Here is a 20,185-nt window from a genome sequence, read left to right on the forward strand (position 1 = left end):
GCGGGCGTCAGCGCCCGGCGGCGTCGAGAGACTCGCGGGCGGCGGTGACCACGGCCTCGGCGGTCAGACCGAACTCCCGGTAGAGCACCTTGTAGTCGGCGGAAGCGCCGAAGTGCTCCAGCGAGACGATGCGGCCCGCCTCGCCGACGTAGCGGTACCAGGTCAGGCCGATACCGGCCTCAACGGCCACGCGTGCCTTCACGGACGGCGGCAGCACGCTGTCGCGGTACCCCTGGTCCTGCTCCTCGAACCACTCGACCGACGGCATCGAGACCACGCGGGTGGGCACCCCGGCGGACTGGAGCTGCTCACGCGCCTCGACGGCGAGCTGGACCTCGGAACCGGTGGCGATCAGAACGACCTTCGGCGCCGCGCTCTGCCCTTCGGGCCCTTCGGCCTCGAACAGGACGTAACCACCCTTGGCGGCGCCCTCGTTGGCCTCGTAGGTCGGCACGTTCTGCCGGGTGAGCGCGATGCCGTGCGGAGCGGGCGACTCGGTGTGGCGGCGGGTGATCTCGCGCCAGGCGATCGCCGTCTCATTGGCGTCGGCCGGGCGGACGATGTTCAGACCCGGGATGGCGCGCAGCGCGGACAGGTGCTCGACCGGCTGGTGGGTCGGGCCGTCCTCGCCCAGGCCGATGGAGTCGTGCGTCCACACGTAGGTGACCGGCAGCTTCATCAGCGCGGCGAGCCGGACGGCCGGGCGCATGTAGTCGGAGAACACCAGGAAGGTGCCGCCGTAGACCCGGGTGTTGCCGTGCAGCGCGATGCCGTTCATGGTCGAGCCCATGGCGTGCTCGCGGATGCCGAAGTGGATGGTGCGGCCGTAGGGGTCGGCCTCCGGCAGCGGGTTGTCCTTCGGGAGGAAGGACGAAGAGGCGTCGATCGTGGTGTTGTTGGAGCCCGCGAGGTCGGCCGAGCCGCCCCACAGCTCCGGGAGCACCCCGCCGAGCGCCTTGAGCACCTGGCCGGACGCCTTGCGGGTGGCCACGTCCTTGCCCGCCTCGAAGACCGGCAGCACGCTCTCCCAGCCCTCGGGCAGCTCGCCCGCGGTGATCCGGTCGAACTCGGCGGCCCGCGCGGGGTGGTTGTTCCGCCACTCCTGGAGCTGCTTGTCCCAGGCGGCGTGCGCCTGGCGGCCGCGGTCGACCAGCTCACGGGTGTGGTTGATGACCTCGGTGTCCACCTGGAAGTGCTGCTCGGGGTCGAAGCCGAGGACGCGCTTGGTGGCGGCGACCTCCTCCGCGCCGAGCGCCGAGCCGTGCGACGCCTCGGTGTTCTGCGCGTTGGGCGCGGGCCAGGCGATGATGGTGCGGGCCGCGATGATCGAGGGACGCTCGGTCTCGGCCTGCGCCGCCTTCAGCGCGGCGTACAGCTGGTGGATGTCGAAGTCGCCGTTGGGCGCCTGCTCGATGCGCTGGACATGCCAGCCGTACGCCTCGTAGCGCTTGAGGACGTCCTCGGAGAGCGCGGTGGCGGTGTCGCCCTCGATCGAGATGTGGTTGTCGTCGTACAGGGCGACGATGCTGCCCAGCTTCTGGTGGCCGGCGAGCGAGGACGCCTCGGCGGAGATGCCCTCCTCCAGGTCGCCGTCGGAGACGATCGCCCAGATGGTGTGGTCGAAGGGGGAGGCGCCCTCGGGCGCCTCCGGGTCGAACAGACCGCGCTCGTAGCGAGCGGCCATCGCCATGCCCACCGCGTTGGCGATGCCCTGGCCGAGCGGACCGGTGGTGGTCTCCACACCGGTGGTGTGGCCGAACTCCGGGTGACCCGGGGTGAGGCTGCCCCAGGTGCGGAACGCCTTCAGATCCTCGAGCTCCAGACCGAAGCCCGCCAGGTACAGCTGGACGTAGAGAGTGAGGCTGGTGTGACCCGGGGACAGCACGAACCGGTCACGGCCCGCCCACTCGGCGTCGGAGGGGTCGTGCCGCATCAGCTTCTGGAAGAGCAGGTACGCGGCGGGCGCGAGACTCATGGCCGTGCCGGGGTGGCCGTTACCGACCTTCTGCACGGAATCCATGGCCAGGACGCGGGCGGTGTCCACAGCCCGCTGGTCCAGATCGGTCCATTCGAGGGCTGTGGTAGTCGGCTTGGTGCTCACCCTGAGTCAGGGCTCCTCTCCACACTGTCGCTATCCGGTGACCGAGTGCACACCGGCGCTGTCGAGCCTACCCCTGGAGGGACGGTCATCTTTTCGAGTTCCACCCGACGGACAGGGAACGAATCAGGGGGCTCGCCGCATTCCCGGTGGCGGTTGCGCGGAGTGATCGGAAGGAGCTGTTCCGAGGCGTACGCGCCCTGCGCGCCCCGCCCGGCGTGCGCCGCCAACACGAGCGGACCCCGGCGATGGGCGGCATATCCGCTGCGTCTAGAGTGGCGTGGTACGCGCAAGTCTTTACCGGCTCCTCATGTCCGGTGCTTGCTGGTTCTTGCTTCCACCAGGGGTGTGCGTGACGGCCGTCGAATCCCGTCCTGCGGGGGTGCTGGAGACGAGCGAAACGGGCTCCGGCCACCGGCCGCTCGGGGCCCGTGTCAAGGCGTTCGTCGCGCTGACCAAGCCGCGCGTCATCGAGCTGCTCCTGATGACCACGGTGCCGGTCATGTTCCTGGCCGCCCAGGGCGTACCGGATCTGTGGCTGGTGGTGAAGACCTGCGTCGGCGGCTATCTGTCGGCGGGCGGCGCGGCCGCGTTCAACATGTACCTCGACCGCGACATCGACGCCCTCATGGACCGCACCGCGCAGCGTCCGCTGGTCACCGGGATGGTCTCGCCGACCGAGTGCCTGGTCTTCGCCTCGGCCCTCGCGGTGGGCTCCACGGCCTGGTTCTGGGCCCTGGTCAACCCGCTGTCCGCGATGCTGTCACTCGGGGCGCTGGTCTTCTACGTCGTCATCTACACGATGCTGCTCAAGCGGCGCACCTCGCAGAACATCGTCTGGGGCGGGATCGCGGGCTGTATGCCCGTGCTCATCGGCTGGTCCTCGGTGACCAACGAGGTCTCCTGGGCCGCGGTCATCCTCTTCCTCGTCATCTTCTTCTGGACGCCGCCGCACTACTGGCCGCTGTCGATGAAGGTCAAGGAGGACTACGAGCGGGCCAGCGTGCCGATGCTGCCGGTGATCGCGGGCAACAAGGTGGTCGCCCGGCAGATCGTCCTCTACAGCTGGGCCATGGTCGGCGTCTCCCTGCTGCTGTGGCCGCTGGGCTACACCGGCTGGTTCTACCCGGTCGTCGCGGTCGTGCTGGGCGGGTTCTGGCTCAAGGAGGCGCATGCGCTCCAGGCGCGCGCCCGGGCCGGGATCACCGGAGCCAAGCTCAAGGAGATGCGGCTCTTCCACTGGTCCATCACCTATGTCTCGCTGCTCTTCGTCGCCGTTGCCGTGGACCCCTTCCTGCGTTGATTACCGACGGGTAGATTGGCCTTATGGCAGACAGCACCGAGGCGGAGACGGTCGGGAGCGCCCAGCCCGCCAAGCCTTCCAAGCCTTCCAAGGACGAGAAGCGGGCCCAGCGGCTCGCCCACCAGATCACGGCCTTCGCCGCGGGCCACGGCGGCAGCGCGGAGGGCCAGCTCGCCCACATCGGCCGTGGCACCACCCGGATCGCCCTGGTGGGGGCCGACGGGGAGTGGGGCGTGCTGGTCGCCCCCTCGCACGAGAGCGCCCGCCGCGCCGCCGAGCTCGCCGGGCTCACCCTCCAGGACGCGTTCGACGGTGAGATGGCCGCCAAGGTCCGCACCGGTCCGTACGAGTGGACGCGCATGGCGGGTATCCAGATCGGCGGCCCCGCCAACTCCTGAGCCGGGCCTCGTCAGCCCTTGAGCCGGGGTCCCGACACCTCGCACCCCTTTCGCCCGTTAAGCCCATCGATGCCTTAAGGGCGAGGAGGCGGCGGCGATGGACGAGGCGACGGACTCCCCGAGCACTTTGGGCCCGCCGACCGGCCCGGTCCCGCGGGACGGGCCGGGTTCGGTGGCGGGCCTGCCCGCGCTGCCGCCGCTGGTCGACCAGCACAGCCACGGCACGGTCCACGGCGAGCTGGGGCTCGGCTCCTTCGAAACCCATCTGGCCGCCGCCGCCGGATCGGGCGCCGCCCCCGCGGGCACCACCTTCTTCGACAGCTGGGCCGGGCTCGCGGTGCGCCGCTGGTGCCCTCCGCTGCTGGGCATGGACCCCCACTGCGCACCGGTCAGCTATCTCGCTCGCCGCCGTGAACTGGGCGCCTACCAGGCCGCCCGGCTGCTGCTGCGCGGCGCGGGCATCGGCACCTTCCTGATGGAGTCCGGCGCTCCCAGCGACCTGACCTCACCCGCCGAACTGGCGGCCGCCGCTGACGGCCGGGTCCACGAGGTGGTCCGGCTGGAGCCGCTGGCCGAGCAGGTGGCCGACACCTCCGGCACGGTCGACGCGTTCACCGGCAACACCGCCGAGGCGCTCTACGCCGCCGCCCAGCACGCCACCGCCTTCGCCATGGGCATCGCCTACTGCGACGAGGTCCCCCCGGACCCGCGCGAGGTGCGCCGCGCCGCCGCCCGGCGGCTCGCCGGAGGCCCGGCCCGGGACCGCCCCTTCGACCCCGCGCTCGCCCAGCATCTGCTGTGGAGCGCGGTGGCCACCGGGCTGCCGGTGCAGCTGCACTGCGCCGATCCGCAGCCGCTTCTCGGCTTCCTGCGCGCCACGGCGGGGTTCGGCACCGATCTTGTGCTGCTGCCCGAGCGGCCGTACCACCGGCGGGCGGCTCAGCTGGCCGCGGCCTTCCCGCATGTCTACGCGGACGCCGGGCCGCGGCCGGAGGAGACCCTGGGCGAGGCGCCGTTCGGCAAGCTGCTGTTCTCCACCGGCGCGCGGGCGCTTCCCGAGCTGTATGTGACCGCCGCGCGGCTGTTCGCCCACTCCATGGCGCGGCTGACCGCCGAGTGGGTGGCCGACGGCGTCTGCACCCGCTCCGAGGCGCGGCGGATCACCGGTCTGGTCGCGGCCGGGACCGCGCGCCGGGTCTACCGGCTGGAGGCGGCGGGCTCGGGCTCCGGGGCCGGTGAGGTCTCCGGCTGAACCGCCGCGTCGTCGCCCGTGGGGCCGGGGGCCGGCGCGGCGAGTGCGGGGCGCTCGCGCTGCGCGAAGAGCACCCGCAGGACCGCGATCCACACCAGGCAGGACCCGAACATGTGGATGCCGACGATCACTTCGGGCAGATGCGTGAAGTACTGGACGTACCCGATCACGCCCTGGAGGAGCAGTACGGCCAGCAGGTCGAGCACCGTACGGCGCTGGGCCGCCGGGGCCTTCACGGCGCGCAGGGTGAACCACAGGGCGACCGTGAGGCCGAGCACGATGTAGACGAAGTCCACATGCAGCTGGGTGATCTCCTGCCAGTCCAGCGGGATCCGGTGCACCTCGCGGGCGTCACCGGCGTGCGGACCGGATCCGGTGACCACCGTGCCGATCAGGATCAGTGCCAGGGTCGAGCCGACCAGCAGCCCGGTCAGCTGGCGCACCGGTCGGGCCACCAGGCCGCGAGGCTCGCCGTCACCCTCGCGCGACCGCTGCCAGACCGCCATCGCGACCGTGAGGAGCGCGGTGGACAGCAGGAAGTGCGAGCTGACGATGTACGGGTTGAGCCCGGTGAGCACGATGATGCCGCCGATGACGGCGTTGCTCATCACCAGCCAGAACTGGGCCCAGCCCAGCCGGGTGAGGGAGCGGCGCACCGGCGTACGGGCCCGCGCGGCGATGATCAGCAGGCCGATGAACACGCACAGCACATACGTCAGCATGCGGTTGCCGAATTCGATGGCGCCGTGAATGCCCATGTCGGAGGTGGGCGTCAGGCTCCCGGAGGTGCACTTGGGCCAGGTGTCGCAACCGAGCCCGGACTCGGTGAGCCGCACCGCGCCACCGGTGACGACGATGACGACGGCCATCACCACGGTGGCCAGCGCGGCCCGCTGCACAAAGCGCACGGAGGGCTGCCAGCGCCGGGCGATGAGCTCCAACGGATTCAGCGAATTCGGCACGGACCTATCGTAGGCGGCTGCTTGTGCAGCTTTTCACGAGGGGTCGTCCTCAGGAGGGCCCAGCCGTTCGGGCCCGCCCGGGGGCTCACTCCCAGCGGAAGAAGCGCGCTGCCGCGCCGAGGCCCAGCACCGACCACACCGCCAGGATCCCCAGCTCCCGCCAGGGCATCGGCCCGCCGTCCCGGAGGACGTCCCGCAGTCCGCCGGACAGCGCGGAGATCGGCAGCAGCTCCAGTACGCCGCTGACCGCGTCCGGAAACTTGTCCAGCGAGACGATCACCCCGCCCGCGACGAGCAGCAGCAGGAAGACCAGGTTGGCGGCGGCAAGCGTCGCCTCGGCCTTGAGGGTGCCCGCCATCAGCAGTCCGAGTCCGGAGAACGCCGCGGTGCCGAGGATCAGCAGCAGTGCCACCGCCAGCGGGTTGCCGTGCGGCGACCAGCCCAGCGCCAGGGCGATCGCGGTCAGCAGCGCGATCTGGAGGATCTCGGTGACCAGCACCGAGCAGGTCTTGGCGGTCATCAGCCCCCACCGGGGCAGCGGGGAGACGGCGAGCCGCTTGAGTACGCCGTAGCGCCGCTCGAAACCGGTGGCGATGGCCTGTCCGGTGAACGCCGTGGACAGCACGGCCAGCGCCAGCACACCGGGAGTGAGGAAGTCCACCGCCTTGCCGCCGGCGCCGGTGTCCACGATGTCGACGCTGCTGAACAGCACCAGCACCAGGGACGGGATGACCACGGTCAGCAGCAGCTGCTCACCGTTGCGCAGCAGCATCCGGGTCTCCAGCGCGGCCTGCGCCCGGATCATCCGCGGCAGCGGCGCGGCCCCCGGCCGGGGGAGAAAAGTGCCCGTGGCGGTCACGCTCGCAGCTCCTTACCGGTGAGCTCCAGGAAGACGTCCTCAAGGGTGTGCCGCTCGACCGAGATCCGGTCCGGCATCACCCCGTTCTGCGCACACCACGAGGTGACGGTGGCCAGCAGCTGCGGATCGACCTTGCCGGTGACGCGGTAGCCGCCGGGGGTCACCTCGTCGGCCGTGCTGTCGGCGGGCAGCGCCTTGAGCAGCGAGGCCAGGTCGAGCGCGGGGCGGCCGGTGAAGCGCAGCGTGTTCTCGGCGCCGCCGCGGCAGAGCTCCTCGGGGCTGCCGTCGGCGATCACCTTGCCGCCGTCGATGATCGCGACATGGTCGGCGAGCTGTTCGGCCTCGTCCATGTAGTGCGTGGTCAGCACGACGGTGACACCGTCCTGGCGCAGCTCGCGGATGAGATCCCAGGTGGCGCGGCGGGCCTGTGGGTCGAGACCGGCGGTCGGCTCGTCGAGGAAGACCAGCTCGGGACGGCCCACGACGGCCATGGCGAGGGCGAGCCGCTGCTGCTGGCCGCCGGAGAGCCTGCGGTAGGTGGTGCGGCCGCAGGAGCCGAGGCCCAGCCGGTCGATCAGCAGGTCGACGTCCACCGGGTGGGCGTGCAGGGAGGCGGTGTGCCGCAGCATCTCTTCTGCGCGCGCGCCGGAATAAACGCCTCCGGACTGGAGCATCACACCGATCCGCGGCCGCAGCGCCGCCGCGTCCCCGACCGGGTCCAGGCCGAATATGCGCACCGTTCCGGCGTCGGGGCGGCGGTACCCCTCGCAGGTCTCGACAGTGGTCGTCTTGCCGGCCCCGTTGGGCCCGAGAACGGCGCTCACGGTGCCGCGCGCGACGGACAGGTCGAGCCCGTCGACGGCGGTCTTCGAGCCGTACCGCTTGACCAGGCCGACGACATCGACCGCGGGCTCTTCTCGCATGCCGGGCAGTCTACGAATCGCCGGGGGCGCCGTGGGCGGCAGGGCGGAAGCGGAGTGCCCGGAACCGCATCGTCGCAGGTGAAGTTAGGCGTGCCTAAGTGATACACCCCACCGAAGGGCGCCCCCGCCCTCGCTTGTATGTCTCCCGGGAATTACGCAACAATGGTGTTGTGAAATACGCGAGCGAGGCTCCGAAGGGACGCGCGGTCGAGGAGGCCGCGCGGTCTGGCATGCCCGTGTCCGCGTCCGAGGAGCAGCACGGCACCCGTAACAGGGTGGCCCGCTCGATCCTCGACCATGGCCCCTCCACCGCGGCCGAGCTCGCGCTGCGACTGGAGCTGACCCAGGCGGCCGTCCGCCGCCACCTCGACACCCTCGCTGCCGACGGCGTCGTCGAGCCCCGCGAGAAGAGGGTGTACGGGGCGCGGGGGCGCGGCCGCCCGGCCAAGGTCTTCGCACTCACCGACTGTGGCCGTGACGCCTTCGACCAGGCCTACGACAAGCTCGCCGTCGACGCCCTGCGCTGGATCGAGCAGAGCGCCGGGGGCGGTGAGGCCGGACGGGCCGCCGTCGCGGCGTTCGCCCGCGCCCGGCTGGCCGCCCAGGCCGAGAGATACCGCGGTGCCGTCGAGGCCGCCGACCCCGGCAGCCGTACCCAGGCCCTTGCGGGCGCACTGTCCGTAGACGGGTACGCTGCTACGGCGCGCAGCGCGCCGGTCGGCGAACAGCTCTGCCAGCACCACTGCCCGGTCGCCCACGCAGCCGAGCGATATCCGCAGCTGTGCGAGGCGGAGACCGAGGTCTTCTCCCAGCTGCTCGGGACTCATGTGCAGCGTCTGGCCACCATCGCCCATGGCGACGGAGTGTGCACGACGTTCATTCCGAAGACCGACAGGGCCGAAGCGGCCGTGACGGCCGACCCCAGTACCACCAAGACCACCACCGCATCTGCCAGCACGGCCGGGAGGAACCCCGAATGACTCTCCCCACGGAGACCGCTCACCCCGAGCTCGAGGGTCTGGGCAACTACGAGTACGGCTGGGCCGACTCCGACGTGGCCGGCGCTTCGGCCAAGCGCGGGCTCTCCGAGGAGGTCGTCCGCGACATCTCGGGGAAGAAGTCCGAGCCGGAGTGGATGCTCAAGCTGCGTCTGAAGGGCCTGCGGCTCTTCGACAAGAAGCCCATGCCCACCTGGGGCTCGGACCTGTCGGGCATCGACTTCGACAACATCAAGTACTTCGTGCGTTCCACGGAGCAGCAGGCCGCCTCCTGGGAGGAGCTGCCCGAGGACATCAAGAACACCTACGACAAGCTGGGCATCCCGGAGGCCGAGAAGCAGCGCCTGGTCGCCGGTGTCGCCGCCCAGTACGAGTCCGAGGTCGTCTACCACAAGATCCGTGAGGACCTCGAGGAGCAGGGCGTCATCTTCCTCGACACCGACACCGGTCTGCGGGAGCACCCGGAGCTGTTCAAGGAGTACTTCGGCTCGGTGATCCCGGTGGGCGACAACAAGTTCGCCTCGCTGAACACGGCGGTGTGGTCCGGCGGCTCGTTCATCTACGTGCCCAAGGGCGTCCATGTGGAGATCCCGCTCCAGGCCTACTTCCGGATCAACACCGAGAACATGGGCCAGTTCGAGCGGACGCTGATCATCGTCGACGAGGACGCCTACGTCCACTACGTCGAGGGCTGCACCGCGCCGATCTACAAGTCGGACTCGCTGCACTCCGCGGTCGTCGAGATCATCGTCAAGAAGGGCGCCCGCTGCCGCTACACGACCATCCAGAACTGGTCGAACAACGTCTACAACCTGGTCACCAAGCGCGCCGTCGCCTACGAGGGCGCCACCATGGAGTGGGTCGACGGCAACATCGGCTCCAAGGTGACCATGAAGTACCCCGCCGTCTACCTGATGGGTGAGCACGCCAAGGGCGAGACCTTGTCCATCGCCTTCGCGGGCGAGGGCCAGCACCAGGACGCCGGAGCCAAGATGGTCCACATGGCGCCCCACACCTCGTCCAACATCGTCTCCAAGTCGGTGGCGCGTGGCGGTGGCCGCACCTCCTACCGCGGTCTGATCGAGATCGGCGAGGGCGCCGAGGGCTCCAAGTCCAATGTGCTCTGTGACGCCCTGCTGGTGGACACCATCTCCCGGTCGGACACCTACCCGTATGTGGACGTCCGCGAGGACGACGTGTCCATGGGCCACGAGGCGACCGTCTCCAAGGTCAGCGACGACCAGCTCTTCTACCTGATGAGCCGCGGTCTGTCGGAGGACGAGGCCATGGCGATGATCGTCCGCGGCTTCGTCGAGCCGATCGCGCGCGAGCTGCCCATGGAGTACGCGCTGGAGCTCAACCGGCTGATCGAGCTGCAAATGGAGGGCGCGGTCGGCTGACGCCACCGCCCCTCCCGCCCCACCGGGGGGCGACCCCGCCAAGCCGCGACACAACTCAGGCAGAGAAAGCGAGCAGTACGACAGCCATGGCTGAAACCATTCCCGCCGGATCCACTACGGACGGTGTCATCCAGGTGGGCCAGCCCACCGATGCGCGGGTCAGCGCCCCCGCGTCGTACGACGTGGCCGACTTCCCCGTGCCCCACGGCCGGGAGGAGGACTGGCGGTTCACTCCGCTGGAGCGGCTGCGCGGCCTCCACGACGGCACCGCCGTCGCCGACGGCGGTGTCCGGGTCGAGGTGAGCGCCCCCGAGGGCGTCACCGTCGAGACCGTGGGCCGTGACGACGCACGCCTGGGCAAGGCCGGCAAGCCGGTGGACCGGGTGGCGGCCCAGGCGTACAGCTCCTTCGAGAAGGCGTCGGTCGTCTCGGTGCCCAAGGAGACGGTGCTCACCGAGCCGGTGCGGATCTCCGTGCACGGCGAGGGCGGTACCGCCTTCGGCCACCAGCTGATCGAGCTCGGCGCCTTCGCCGAGGCCGTGGTGGTCATCGACCACACCGGTGACGCCACCCTCGCCGCCAACGTCGAGTACGTGATCGGCGACGGCGCCAAGCTCACCGTGGTCTCCGTGCAGGACTGGGACGACACCGCCGTCCACGCCGGTCAGCACACCGCGCTGGTCGGCCGGGACGCCGGCTTCAAGTCCGTGGTCGTCACCTTCGGCGGCGATCTGGTGCGGCTCCACCCGCGGGTGGTCTTCGGCGCCCCCGGCGGTGAGGCCGAGCTCTACGGTCTGTACTTCACCGACAACGGCCAGCACCAGGAGCACCGCCTCTTCATCGACCACGACACCCCGCACTGCCGGAGCAACGTGGCCTACAAGGGCGCGCTCCAGGGCAAGGACGCCCACGCGGTCTGGATCGGCGACGTGCTGATCCGTGCCGCCGCCGAGGGCACCGACACCTACGAGCTCAACCGCAACCTGGTCCTCACCGACGGCGCCCGCGTCGACTCGGTGCCCAACCTGGAGATCGAGACCGGCGAGATCGTCGGCGCCGGCCACGCCAGCGCCACCGGCCGCTTCGAGGACGAGCAGCTGTTCTACCTGATGGCGCGCGGCATCCCGGCCGACGAGGCCCGCCGTCTGGTGGTCCGCGGCTTCTTCGCCGAGCTCGTCCAGCAGATCGGCATCCCCGAGCTGGAGGAGCGTCTGATCGCCAAGATCGAGGCAGAGCTGGAGGCGTCCGTAGGATGACCGACTTCGTACGCGCCTGCGCCCTGGCCGAGCTCGAGGAGGACACCCCCAAGCGGGTCGAGCTCCAGGGGGTACCGATCGCCCTGGTCCGCACCGAGGGCGAGGTGTTCGCGGTCAACGACATCTGCTCGCACGCGAACGTCTCGCTGTCCGAGGGCGAGGTCGAGGACTGTCAGATCGAGTGCTGGCTGCACGGCTCCAGTTTCGATCTGCGCACCGGCAAGCCGTCCGGTCTCCCCGCCACCCGCCCCGTCCCCGTATACCCCGTAAAGATCGAAGGGGACGACGTGCTCGTCTCCGTCACCCAGGAGTCCTGAGGCACCCATGGCAACGCTTGAGATTCACGACCTGCACGTCTCCGTCGAGGCCGAGGGCGGCCCCCGGGAGATCCTGCGCGGCGTCGACCTGACCGTGAAGCAGGGCGAGACGCACGCCATCATGGGCCCCAACGGCTCCGGCAAGTCCACCCTGGCCTACTCGCTGGCCGGTCACCCGAAGTACACGATCACCGGCGGCACCGTCACCCTCGACGGTGAGAACGTGCTGGAGATGTCCGTCGACGAGCGCGCCCGCGCCGGTGTCTTCCTCGCCATGCAGTACCCGGTCGAGGTCCCCGGTGTCTCGGTCTCCAACTTCCTGCGGACCTCGGCCACCGCCATCCGCGGTGAGGCCCCCAAGCTGCGCACCTGGGTCAAGGAGGTCAAGGAGGCCATGGCGCGCCTCCAGATCGACCCGTCCTTCGCCGAGCGCAACGTCAACGAGGGCTTCTCCGGCGGTGAGAAGAAGCGCCACGAGATCCTCCAGCTGGAGCTGCTGAAGCCCGCCATCGCGATCCTCGACGAGACCGACTCCGGCCTCGACGTGGACGCGCTGCGGGTGGTCTCCGAGGGCGTCAACCGGGTCCGCGAGTCCGGCCAGGTCGGCACCCTGCTGATCACTCACTACACCCGTATCCTGCGGTACATCAAGCCCGACCACGTCCATGTGTTCGCCGCGGGCCGGATCGCCGAGTCCGGCGGCCCGGAGCTGGCCGACAAGCTGGAGGAAGAGGGCTACGAGGCGTACGTGAAGGGAGGCGCGTCCGAGTGACACAGCTGCCGGGCCTCCTCGACACCGAGGCGATCCGCAAGGACTTCCCCATCCTGGACCGCGTGGTCCACGACGGGAAGAAGCTCGTCTACCTGGACAACGCGGCCACGTCCCAGAAACCGCGCCAGGTCCTGGACGCGCTGAACACGTACTACGAGCGCTCCAACGCCAATGTCCACCGTGGTGTCCATGTGCTCGCCGAGGAGGCCACGGCGCTGTACGAGGGCGCCCGCGACAAGGTCGCCGGCTTCATCAACGCTCCCAGCCGCGACGAGGTGATCTTCACCAAGAACGCGTCGGAGTCGCTGAACCTCGTGGCCAACATGCTCGGCTGGGCCGAAGAGCCCTACCGGGTGGACCAGGACACCGAGATCGTCATCACCGAGATGGAGCACCACTCCAACATCGTTCCGTGGCAGCTGCTCGCGCAGCGCACCGGCGCGAAGCTGAAGTGGTTCGGTCTCACCGACGACGGCCGTCTGGACCTGTCGGACATCGAGCAGGTCATCACCGAGAAGACCAAGGTCGTCTCGTTCGTCCTGGTGTCCAACATCCTGGGCACGGTCAACCCGGTCGAGGCCATCGTGCGCCGCGCCCAGGACGTGGGCGCCCTGGTCGTCATCGACGCCTCCCAGGCCGCTCCGCATATGACCCTGGACGTCCAGGCGCTCCAGGCCGACTTCGTGGCCTTCACCGGCCACAAGATGTGCGGCCCGGACGGGATCGGTGTGCTGTGGGGCCGCCAGGAGCTCCTGGAGGACCTGCCCCCGTTCCTCGGCGGCGGCGAGATGATCGAGACCGTCTCGATGCACTCCTCGACCTACGCCCCCGCGCCGCACAAGTTCGAGGCCGGTACGCCCCCGATCGCCCAGGCCGTCGGCCTCGGCGCGGCGGTGGACTATCTGACCTCGGTCGGCATGGACAACATCGCCCGCCATGAGCACGCCCTCACCCACTACGCGGTCGGCAGGCTCCTGGAGGTCCCCGATCTGCGCATCATCGGCCCCAACACGGCCGAGGAGCGCGGTGCCGCGATCTCCTTCACGCTCGGCGACATCCACCCCCACGACGTGGGACAGGTCCTCGACGAGCAGGGCATCGCGGTCCGGGTCGGCCACCACTGCGCCCGCCCCGTCTGCCTGCGCTACGGAATTCCCGCGACCACGCGGGCGTCGTTCTATCTGTACTCCACCCCCGCCGAGGTCGACGCCTTGGTGGAGGGCCTGGAGCACGTACGGAACTTCTTCGGGTAGGGGCGACCGCGTGAAACTGGATTCGATGTACCAGGACGTCATCCTGGACCACTACAAGAACCCCCATGGACGGGGCCTCAGGGACGGCGACGCAGAGGTACACCACGTTAATCCCACCTGCGGTGACGAGATCACCCTGCGGGTGCGGCTCGACGGCGAGACGATCGAGGACGTCAGCTATGAGGGCCAGGGCTGTTCGATCAGCCAGGCCAGCGCGTCCGTGCTCAATGAATTGCTGGTGGGCAAGGAGCTGAGTGAGGCTCGCAGGATCCAGGAGACGTTTCTGGAGCTGATGCAGTCCAAGGGGCAGACCGTTCCGGACGACGCCATGGAGGAGGTGCTGGAGGACGCGGTCGCGTTCGCCGGTGTCTCCAAGTACCCGGCCCGAGTGAAGTGCGCCCTGCTCAGCTGGATGGCGTGGAAGGACGCCACCGCGCAGGCGCTGGGCGAGACCGCTGGAGGGAAGACCGCATGAGTGACGACGTGACGACCACCAAGCCCGCCAGCGAGGAAGAGGTCCGCGAGGCCCTGTACGACGTCGTCGACCCCGAGCTGGGGATCGACGTGGTCAACCTCGGGCTGATCTACGGCATCCACATTGACGACGCCAACATCGCCACCATCGACATGACGCTGACGTCCGCGGCCTGTCCGCTGACCGATGTCATCGAGGACCAGGCGAAGTCCGCGACCGACGGCATCGTCAACGAGCTGCGGATCAACTGGGTCTGGATGCCGCCGTGGGGTCCCGACAAGATCACCGACGATGGCCGTGAGCAGCTTCGCGCCCTCGGCTTCAACGTCTGACCAGCCTCACCGCACCCTTACGTGGGACCCGTGACCTTGTGCGGTCACGGGTCCCACGCGCGTCCACCGACCGTGGCCGGGCGGGGTCACAGTCCCAGCCAGGTCCGCAGACGCGCGATCGCCGGGCCGCGGGTGCGCAGCTCGAACCAGACCGTCTTGCCGTGCGCCGTGGGCCGTGCGCCCCAGCGGGTGGAGAGCTGGTCGAGCAGACGCAGACCGCGCCCGTTCTCCGCGTCCAGTCGGGCGTGGAGCAGCCGGGGCTGGGCCGACGAGCCGTCGGCGATGTCGCAGCGCAGTCGCCGCCGCCGCGGTGAGTGGACCAGCCGCAGCTGGATCGGGCCCCAGGCGTGCCGGAGCGCATTGGTGACCAGCTCGCTGACCAGCAGTTCGGCGGTCTCGGCGTGCTCATGCAGATTCCATTGGGCCAGCTGGTCCCGGGTCATCCCCCTGGCCTGGGAGACAGCCCGCGCACTGCGGTCCAGCGGGTGGAGCACATCGCGGTGCCGACGCTGTTCGTTCATGAGCCAGGCCAGAACGCGGCCCACGCGCAGGACGAGGTACCGGACCAGCCGCATGAACCGTCGCATAACCCGTCGTGACGCGGCCGTCATACGGTGTCGCAGGGGCGGCCCCGAGGGCGTCGCCGTGCGGTCGTGTCCTGTGCACAGAGTGCTGCTCATGGCCCCCTCCCCACGTTGTCCAGATGCATCCCCTGCATCCTGGTCATGTCCCTCACCGTCCCTTTGCGTCGTCCACGGCGGGAATCCGGCTGATGCCTCCACGCTGCATCGCGCGCGGGACGGTCGGCATTAGGGGGACCCCCCAGGATGACCCCCAACCCCCGAGGAGACGCCCCCGACCTCGTACGGAGAGGGTGCGGCGGTGCTAAGCGCTCCGCGGGAAGTGCGAAAAGGTGCCGTCATGCGTCTGCGGCTGCGTCGTGGCTGGTCGTCCGCGCGGCGGAGCCGCACATCGACACAGCCCCGCGCCCCTGCGGGGCGCACCCGAACCGCACCGGACTTCAGCGAGGCCACTTAGCGGTTCAGGGTCACCGACGCCAGTTGCCGCAGCTCCCGTGCCAGGCGCCCCAGGGCGTCGGTGCGCTGGGCGGTCTCGTCCAAGACCTCGGAGGGCAGGGTGCCGTCGGCGATGGCCGAGACGGCGTCGGCCAGCCGGCCGAGCCGTTCCTCGGTCCGCTCCAGCCTGCCTCTCAGCAGGATGCTGTTGACCCTGGAGGTCAGCAGCAGCGAGTCCAGCGGTTTCGGCAGATAGTCCTCCGCGCCCAGTTCCAGACAGCGGATGACGCTGTCGAGGTCGCCGACGGCCGACATCATGATGACCGGTGTCCGGCTCAGCCGCTGATCGTGCTTCATCAGCTCAAGGGTCGCGTAGCCGTCCATCTCCGGCATGAGGATGTCGAGCAGCACCAGATCGAAGTCGCTCTCGCGCAGCATCCGCAGGGCCGTGAGCCCGTTCTCGGAGGTCGCCGTCTCCAGCCCCGCCACCTCCAGGCGGTAGGTGAGCATCATGCGATTGGTCCGGTCGTCGTCCACGACCAGGACGCGTCCTTTTCTATCGGTCATGGCTGAGCTCCGCTCGCTTGGTGATCAAAGCTTCCCGGGCGGCCCGGTACTCCCCCTCGATCCGCGCGACCAAGGGTGAAGCGGCGTCCAGGTCGCCGGAAGCGCCCAGCTGCTCCGCTTGCCGGCACAACGGGAAGAGCCGCTGGAAGCCGAAGGTGTCCGCATGGGACTTCAGCGTGTGCGCCGTCCGCTGTAGCCGCGTCGCATCACGGCCGTCGAGGCTCTGGCGAAGGTCGCTCACCAGTTCCGGGGAGTCGTCCAGGAAGGTGTCGAGGAGCCGGAGGACGAAGGCCTCGTCGAGGGAGCCGATCAGACGCTGGAGGGTGGCGCCTGCGATGACGGGCAGATCGGACCCCGGTGTCTCACCCTCCGGTGCCTCCTCATCGGCCGGTGCCCTCTCCTCCGCCGGTGGCACCCGCGTGGCCGGGGACGCCGCCGGTTCGGCTGTCCGCGGGGAGGAGCCGAGCGGGGCGCAATGGCTGAGGGCGGCGGAGAGTTCCGCACCGCGCAGCGGCTTGCTGAGATAGTCGTCCATGCCCGCGGCCAGGCAGGCGTCACGGTCCTCGCTCATCGCGCTGGCGGTGAGGGCGATGATGTACGGCCGCCGTGCGCGCGGCAGCGTCTGGTGGATCCGGCGCGAGGCGTCCAGGCCGTCCATCACCGGCATCTGCACATCCATGAGGACCACGTCGTACGGTCGGCGGCGCAGCGCTTCCAGCGCCTCCGCCCCGTTCTCGACGGTGTCCGCACGGTAACCGATCTTCTCCAGCATCCGCACGATCAGCTGCTGGTTCACCACGTTGTCCTCGGCCACCAGGATGCGCAGCGGCGGGGCATGGCCGGCGCGCACCGGCTGCGGCGTCGGCTCGGGGAGCGTCCCGGCCGGTGCCCACGCGCCGAGCAGGGTGCGGCACAGATCGGCGTAGAGTTCCGCCGCCTTGATCGGCTTGGTGTGGTACCCGGAGAACTCCCGCATGTCCGTTCCGGCCCCCGTCGGATGGCCGATGGAGGTCAGCAGGAACAGGGGCAGTTCGTCCTTGCTCCGATAGCGGCGGATCTCCCTGGCGAGCATCACTCCGTCGATGTCCGGCATCTGCATATCCACGATGGCCAGGTCGAACGGATCGCCGCGCCGCACCCAGGAGAGCGCCTCGCGCGGCGACCCGGTGGCCCGCACCAGCATGCCCCAGGAGCCCGCCTGGTGGGTGAGGATGGTCCGGTTCGTCGCCTTGTCGTCCACGACCAGCAGACGCTTGCCCCTGAGCTCGATCTGGGACAGCACCCGGCTGGTGCGCATGGCCTCGGGCACCTCCCTCGTCTCCAGGGTGAAATGGAAGGTCGAGCCGGTACCGGGTTCGCTCTCGACCCACATGGTCCCGCCCATCAGCTCGGCCAGGCGCTTGCTGATGGCCAGCCCGAGGCCGGTGCCGCCGAACCGCCTCGTGGTCGAGACGTCGAGCTGCTCAAAGGGTTTGAAGAGGTCGGCCTGGCGATCCCGGGCGATTCCCACGCCGGTGTCGCAGACCGAGAAGTGGAGCATGAAGGCGGACTCCGCGGCCTCCGCCGGGGCGCGCGCGGAATCCTCGTCCCCGGCCCGCCGGTCCGCGGCCTCTCCGTCCAGGTCCTTGTCGACCTTCAGGACGACCTCGCCGGACTCGGTGAACTTGACGGCGTTGTTCAGCAGATTGACCATGATCTGCCGCAGCCGGTCGATATCGCCGATGATCTCTTCCGGGACCTCGGGATCGATGATGTACGCGAGATCGATGTCCCGCTTCTCGGCCGCCATCGGCGCGATGACGTCGAAGGCCGACTCCACGCACTGGCGGAGCTGCATGGGGTCGTCGCGCAGTTCGAGCCGTCCGGCCTCGGACTTGGAGAAGTCCAGGATGTCGTTGATCAGGGTGAGCAGGCTGTTCCCACTGTTGCGGATGATCTGGGTGAACTCGCTCTGCTCGGCGTTGAGCGGGGTGTCGAGCAGGATCTCCGTCATCCCGATCACCGCGTTCATCGGGGTGCGGATCTCATGGCTCATGGTCGCCAGGAACGCGCTCTTCGCCTGGTCGGCGACCTCGGCCCGCTCCTTGGACGCCCGGAGTTCCGCCGCGGCCCGGGACCGCTCCAGCACCCGCCCGAGCTGTGCGCCGACGTTGAGCAGGACGCGCAGCAGCTCCTCGTCGGGGTCGATGGCCTCCGGGGTGAGGAAGTCGAGGACCGCCGCGACGTCCTTCCCGATGACGACCGGGGTGGCGATCCTGCCGGTCACGCCCGTGCCGCTCAGCGACCGGCCGCCCGGCTGTCCGTCCGGGAGCCCCGGCCCCGCGGCGCGAGCGCCGAGATCGCCGATCCAGACGGGCCGCCCCGTGGTCCGGACGGTGTCCGGCAGCCCCTCCGGCGAGTACAGACCGGCCGCCGCCGCGGTGTCGTGCAGCGGCTTCCGCAGCTTCTGCTCATCGGCGTACCAGACCGGTGACAGAGTGAGCCTGGTGTCCGGCCTCCCCTCGGGGGCGTCGGCGACGGGTTCGACGAGATAGGCGTGGCCCACCGGCCATCCCATGTGGCGGCACACCAGGCGCAGGATCGTCCGCAGTGCCTCGTCCCAGGTGAGCGCCTCATTGGCGGCGGCGGAGACATGCTGGAGCAGGCTGAGGGACTCTGTCTTCCGGCGCAGTTCCAGGGTGCGGTCGCGGACCTCCTGCTCGACGGCGGCGTAGCTCGCCTGGAGGCGGTCGGCCATGACATTGAAGGCGGCGGCCATCGCCCCGACCTCGTCGCGGCTTCGCACCCTGGCCCGGCGGCTGAGGTCTCCGGCGGCGAGGGCCTGCGAGGCGTCCGCGACGGCCGCCACATTGCGTGCGATGTGCCGGGACAGCAGCGCGGCCACACCCGTGATCACGACGAGGACGAGGGCGATACTGGCCATGGCGCGCAGATTGCGCTCGTGGAAGGTGTCCAGCCGGGTCCGCAGCATCTGGTCCTCTTGGACGAACAGCGCGTTCCACAGCCGCGAGTTCGCCTCGATCGCCCGGGACGCCTGGGCCGTGTAGGCGGCGGCTGACACCCGGGCCGGGCCATTGCCCACGAACTGCTTCTCCGTGGTGGCGACGAGCTTGGTGGTCGATGACGTGGCCGCGTTCAGCGGCGGGCGCAGGGCGGGTCCGAGACCGCTGTGGTGGTTGAACGAGGGAGTGGCCTTGATCGCCCGGTTGACTTCCTCCCTGAGCTGGCGGATGTTCTGGTCCGCGACGGTGGCGTCGTAGGCGATGTTCAGCCGCTCCCGGGGGGACGCGCTCCCGCGGGTGAGGGCCGTGTCCGCGGCGTCCCTCAACCGGTAGAGCTGATGTGCCAGTTGCGGTTCCCGGAGCACGATCCCGGTCATGACGTAGTAGGTGTCGAGGTCGGGGTCGAGAATCAGGTTCGAGGTGTCCCCGACATACGAACCGAGCTGGAGCAGCCGTCCGATGAGCTGGGTCTGCCGCGCCTCGTCGGCTCTGCTGGGCCGGTGATCGGCCGAGATCCGCCGCCAGCTGTCGGCGAGGAGCGCCGGCCGCAGCGCGCTCTTGTCCTGGGAGTTGAGATCGGCGGGTGTGGTCCGCAGCTGCTTCCCCAGCCGCTTGTCGGTGTCCGTGAGCGAGGCGAAACCCCGGTCGATGGCACGGTCCAGCGCGGCGATCCGGCTCTGGGACACCGGTTTTCCGGCCAGTTGCCGGTGCTCCAGGGCGCGGCGCTCGGAAACGTCCCGCACCAGCGTGGACACCGGGTGCAGATAGGCCAGCCCGTCCCGTTCGGTGCGGGTGAAGGCGATCTTGGCGTTGTGCTGCTCGACCAGGTAGAACGTGGCGAGTCCGAGGGGAACGGTCAGGGCTACGCACAGCGCCAGCAGCTTGTGCCAGATGCGGGCGGTGAAGTGGAAGTCCTGTCCGTTCCGCGATCCGTTCCGCGATCCGCGCCGCGTCGCGTCCGGGGGCCGGCGCGGAGACTTCGGACCGAAGGGGGTACGCATG

The 20,185-nt window shown here is 69.9% G+C and carries 18 protein-coding genes; 11 read left to right on the forward strand and 7 right to left on the reverse strand.

Annotated features, from left to right (window positions below; translation table 11 throughout):
* Nucleotides 1-7 precede the first annotated feature (7 nt).
* A complete protein-coding gene (gene tkt / locus AC4BEG_RS26730) occupies nt 8-2,101 on the reverse strand; it encodes a transketolase (RefSeq protein WP_490702286.1) in 2,094 nt (697 codons plus the stop codon).
* A gap of 349 nt (nt 2,102-2,450) precedes the next feature.
* Here tkt and AC4BEG_RS26735 point away from each other — a divergent pair, with 349 nt between their 5' ends.
* From AC4BEG_RS26735 to AC4BEG_RS26745, 3 genes are all read left to right on the forward strand, one after another.
* Nucleotides 2,451-3,401 (forward strand): heme o synthase, encoded by a 951-nt coding sequence (locus AC4BEG_RS26735; protein WP_490702287.1) that lies wholly within the window; start codon nt 2,451-2,453, stop codon nt 3,399-3,401.
* A gap of 23 nt (nt 3,402-3,424) precedes the next feature.
* Nucleotides 3,425-3,799, forward strand: a complete 375-nt coding sequence (locus tag AC4BEG_RS26740; RefSeq protein WP_490702288.1) for a hypothetical protein — start codon at nt 3,425-3,427, stop codon at nt 3,797-3,799.
* Between the two features lie 97 nt (nt 3,800-3,896).
* Nucleotides 3,897-5,051 carry an amidohydrolase gene (locus AC4BEG_RS26745; RefSeq protein ID WP_490702289.1) on the forward strand — a complete coding sequence of 385 codons (1,155 nt, stop codon included), beginning with the start codon at nt 3,897-3,899 and terminating at the stop codon, nt 5,049-5,051.
* Here the strand turns inward: AC4BEG_RS26745 and AC4BEG_RS26750 are convergent.
* The 3 genes from AC4BEG_RS26750 to AC4BEG_RS26760 all read right to left on the reverse strand — a co-directional run bounded on the left by AC4BEG_RS26750 (nt 4,997) and on the right by AC4BEG_RS26760 (nt 7,795).
* Nucleotides 4,997-6,013: a COX15/CtaA family protein gene (locus AC4BEG_RS26750; RefSeq protein ID WP_490702290.1), complete on the reverse strand. Its 1,017-nt coding sequence runs from the start codon at nt 6,011-6,013 to the stop codon at nt 4,997-4,999. The two genes, AC4BEG_RS26745 and AC4BEG_RS26750, sit on opposite strands and share 55 nt — an antisense overlap.
* An 85-nt stretch (nt 6,014-6,098) precedes the next feature.
* Complete coding sequence (locus AC4BEG_RS26755) at nt 6,099-6,872, reverse strand: ABC transporter permease (protein ID WP_490702291.1); 774 nt, start codon at nt 6,870-6,872, stop codon at nt 6,099-6,101.
* Complete coding sequence (locus AC4BEG_RS26760) at nt 6,869-7,795, reverse strand: ABC transporter ATP-binding protein (protein WP_490702292.1); 927 nt, start codon at nt 7,793-7,795, stop codon at nt 6,869-6,871. The genes AC4BEG_RS26755 and AC4BEG_RS26760 overlap by 4 nt, the downstream gene beginning before the upstream one ends.
* Before the next feature lie 170 nt (nt 7,796-7,965).
* Here AC4BEG_RS26760 and AC4BEG_RS26765 point away from each other — a divergent pair, with 170 nt between their 5' ends.
* The 8 genes from AC4BEG_RS26765 to AC4BEG_RS26800 all read left to right on the forward strand — a co-directional run bounded on the left by AC4BEG_RS26765 (nt 7,966) and on the right by AC4BEG_RS26800 (nt 14,598).
* A complete protein-coding gene (locus tag AC4BEG_RS26765) occupies nt 7,966-8,775 on the forward strand; it encodes a helix-turn-helix transcriptional regulator (RefSeq protein WP_490702293.1) in 810 nt (269 codons plus the stop codon).
* Nucleotides 8,772-10,193, forward strand: coding sequence for a Fe-S cluster assembly protein SufB (sufB, locus tag AC4BEG_RS26770; protein ID WP_490702294.1), 1,422 nt, complete (start codon nt 8,772-8,774; stop codon nt 10,191-10,193). The genes AC4BEG_RS26765 and sufB overlap by 4 nt, the downstream gene beginning before the upstream one ends.
* An 86-nt stretch (nt 10,194-10,279) precedes the next feature.
* A complete protein-coding gene (gene sufD, locus AC4BEG_RS26775) occupies nt 10,280-11,449 on the forward strand; it encodes a Fe-S cluster assembly protein SufD (protein WP_490702295.1) in 1,170 nt (389 codons plus the stop codon).
* Nucleotides 11,446-11,766 (forward strand): bifunctional 3-phenylpropionate/cinnamic acid dioxygenase ferredoxin subunit, encoded by a 321-nt coding sequence (locus AC4BEG_RS26780; RefSeq protein WP_490702296.1) that lies wholly within the window; start codon nt 11,446-11,448, stop codon nt 11,764-11,766. Before sufD ends, AC4BEG_RS26780 begins: the two co-directional genes overlap by 4 nt.
* Before the next feature lie 7 nt (nt 11,767-11,773).
* Complete coding sequence (sufC, locus tag AC4BEG_RS26785) at nt 11,774-12,538, forward strand: Fe-S cluster assembly ATPase SufC (RefSeq protein ID WP_490702297.1); 765 nt, start codon at nt 11,774-11,776, stop codon at nt 12,536-12,538.
* On the forward strand, nt 12,535-13,791 hold the full coding sequence (locus AC4BEG_RS26790) for a cysteine desulfurase (RefSeq protein ID WP_490702298.1): 1,257 nt from the start codon (nt 12,535-12,537) through the stop codon (nt 13,789-13,791). The genes sufC and AC4BEG_RS26790 overlap by 4 nt, the downstream gene beginning before the upstream one ends.
* Before the next feature lie 10 nt (nt 13,792-13,801).
* Nucleotides 13,802-14,266, forward strand: coding sequence for a Fe-S cluster assembly sulfur transfer protein SufU (gene sufU, locus AC4BEG_RS26795; protein ID WP_431773146.1), 465 nt, complete (start codon nt 13,802-13,804; stop codon nt 14,264-14,266).
* Nucleotides 14,263-14,598, forward strand: a complete 336-nt coding sequence (locus AC4BEG_RS26800; protein WP_176183611.1) for a metal-sulfur cluster assembly factor — start codon at nt 14,263-14,265, stop codon at nt 14,596-14,598. Before sufU ends, AC4BEG_RS26800 begins: the two co-directional genes overlap by 4 nt.
* A gap of 86 nt (nt 14,599-14,684) precedes the next feature.
* Here the strand turns inward: AC4BEG_RS26800 and AC4BEG_RS26805 are convergent, their stop codons facing one another.
* The 3 genes from AC4BEG_RS26805 to AC4BEG_RS26815 all read right to left on the reverse strand — a co-directional run bounded on the left by AC4BEG_RS26805 (nt 14,685) and on the right by AC4BEG_RS26815 (nt 20,184).
* The gene (locus AC4BEG_RS26805) at nt 14,685-15,173 is read right to left on the reverse strand and encodes an ATP-binding protein (RefSeq protein ID WP_490702299.1); all 489 of its coding nucleotides are present in this window, start codon (nt 15,171-15,173) and stop codon (nt 14,685-14,687) included.
* A 459-nt stretch (nt 15,174-15,632) separates the two neighbouring features.
* Nucleotides 15,633-16,181, reverse strand: a complete 549-nt coding sequence (locus AC4BEG_RS26810) for a response regulator (RefSeq protein ID WP_490702300.1) — start codon at nt 16,179-16,181, stop codon at nt 15,633-15,635.
* On the reverse strand, nt 16,171-20,184 hold the full coding sequence (locus AC4BEG_RS26815; protein ID WP_490702301.1) for a response regulator: 4,014 nt from the start codon (nt 20,182-20,184) through the stop codon (nt 16,171-16,173). Before AC4BEG_RS26815 ends, AC4BEG_RS26810 begins: the two co-directional genes overlap by 11 nt.
* Nucleotide 20,185 lies beyond the last annotated feature (1 nt).

The sequence above is a fragment of the Streptomyces sp. JLBJ103 genome (assembly GCF_058215575.1).

Excerpts from the sequence above, each read along its gene's own strand:
- AC4BEG_RS26740 (WP_490702288.1), top strand. The coding sequence starts at position 3,425 with ATGGCAGACAGCACCGAGGCGGAGACGGTCGGGAGCGCCCAGCCCGCC.
- AC4BEG_RS26745 (WP_490702289.1), top strand. The coding sequence starts at position 3,897 with ATGGACGAGGCGACGGACTCCCCGAGCACTTTGGGCCCGCCGACCGGC.
- AC4BEG_RS26760 (WP_490702292.1), bottom strand. The coding sequence starts at position 7,795 with ATGCGAGAAGAGCCCGCGGTCGATGTCGTCGGCCTGGTCAAGCGGTAC.
- sufB (WP_490702294.1), top strand. The coding sequence starts at position 8,772 with ATGACTCTCCCCACGGAGACCGCTCACCCCGAGCTCGAGGGTCTGGGC.
- sufD (WP_490702295.1), top strand. The coding sequence starts at position 10,280 with ATGGCTGAAACCATTCCCGCCGGATCCACTACGGACGGTGTCATCCAG.
- AC4BEG_RS26780 (WP_490702296.1), top strand. The coding sequence starts at position 11,446 with ATGACCGACTTCGTACGCGCCTGCGCCCTGGCCGAGCTCGAGGAGGAC.
- sufC (WP_490702297.1), top strand. The coding sequence starts at position 11,774 with ATGGCAACGCTTGAGATTCACGACCTGCACGTCTCCGTCGAGGCCGAG.
- AC4BEG_RS26800 (WP_176183611.1), top strand. The coding sequence starts at position 14,263 with ATGAGTGACGACGTGACGACCACCAAGCCCGCCAGCGAGGAAGAGGTC.
- AC4BEG_RS26805 (WP_490702299.1), bottom strand. The coding sequence starts at position 15,173 with ATGCGGCTGGTCCGGTACCTCGTCCTGCGCGTGGGCCGCGTTCTGGCC.
- AC4BEG_RS26810 (WP_490702300.1), bottom strand. The coding sequence starts at position 16,181 with ATGACCGATAGAAAAGGACGCGTCCTGGTCGTGGACGACGACCGGACC.
- AC4BEG_RS26815 (WP_490702301.1), bottom strand. The coding sequence starts at position 20,184 with ATGCGTACCCCCTTCGGTCCGAAGTCTCCGCGCCGGCCCCCGGACGCG.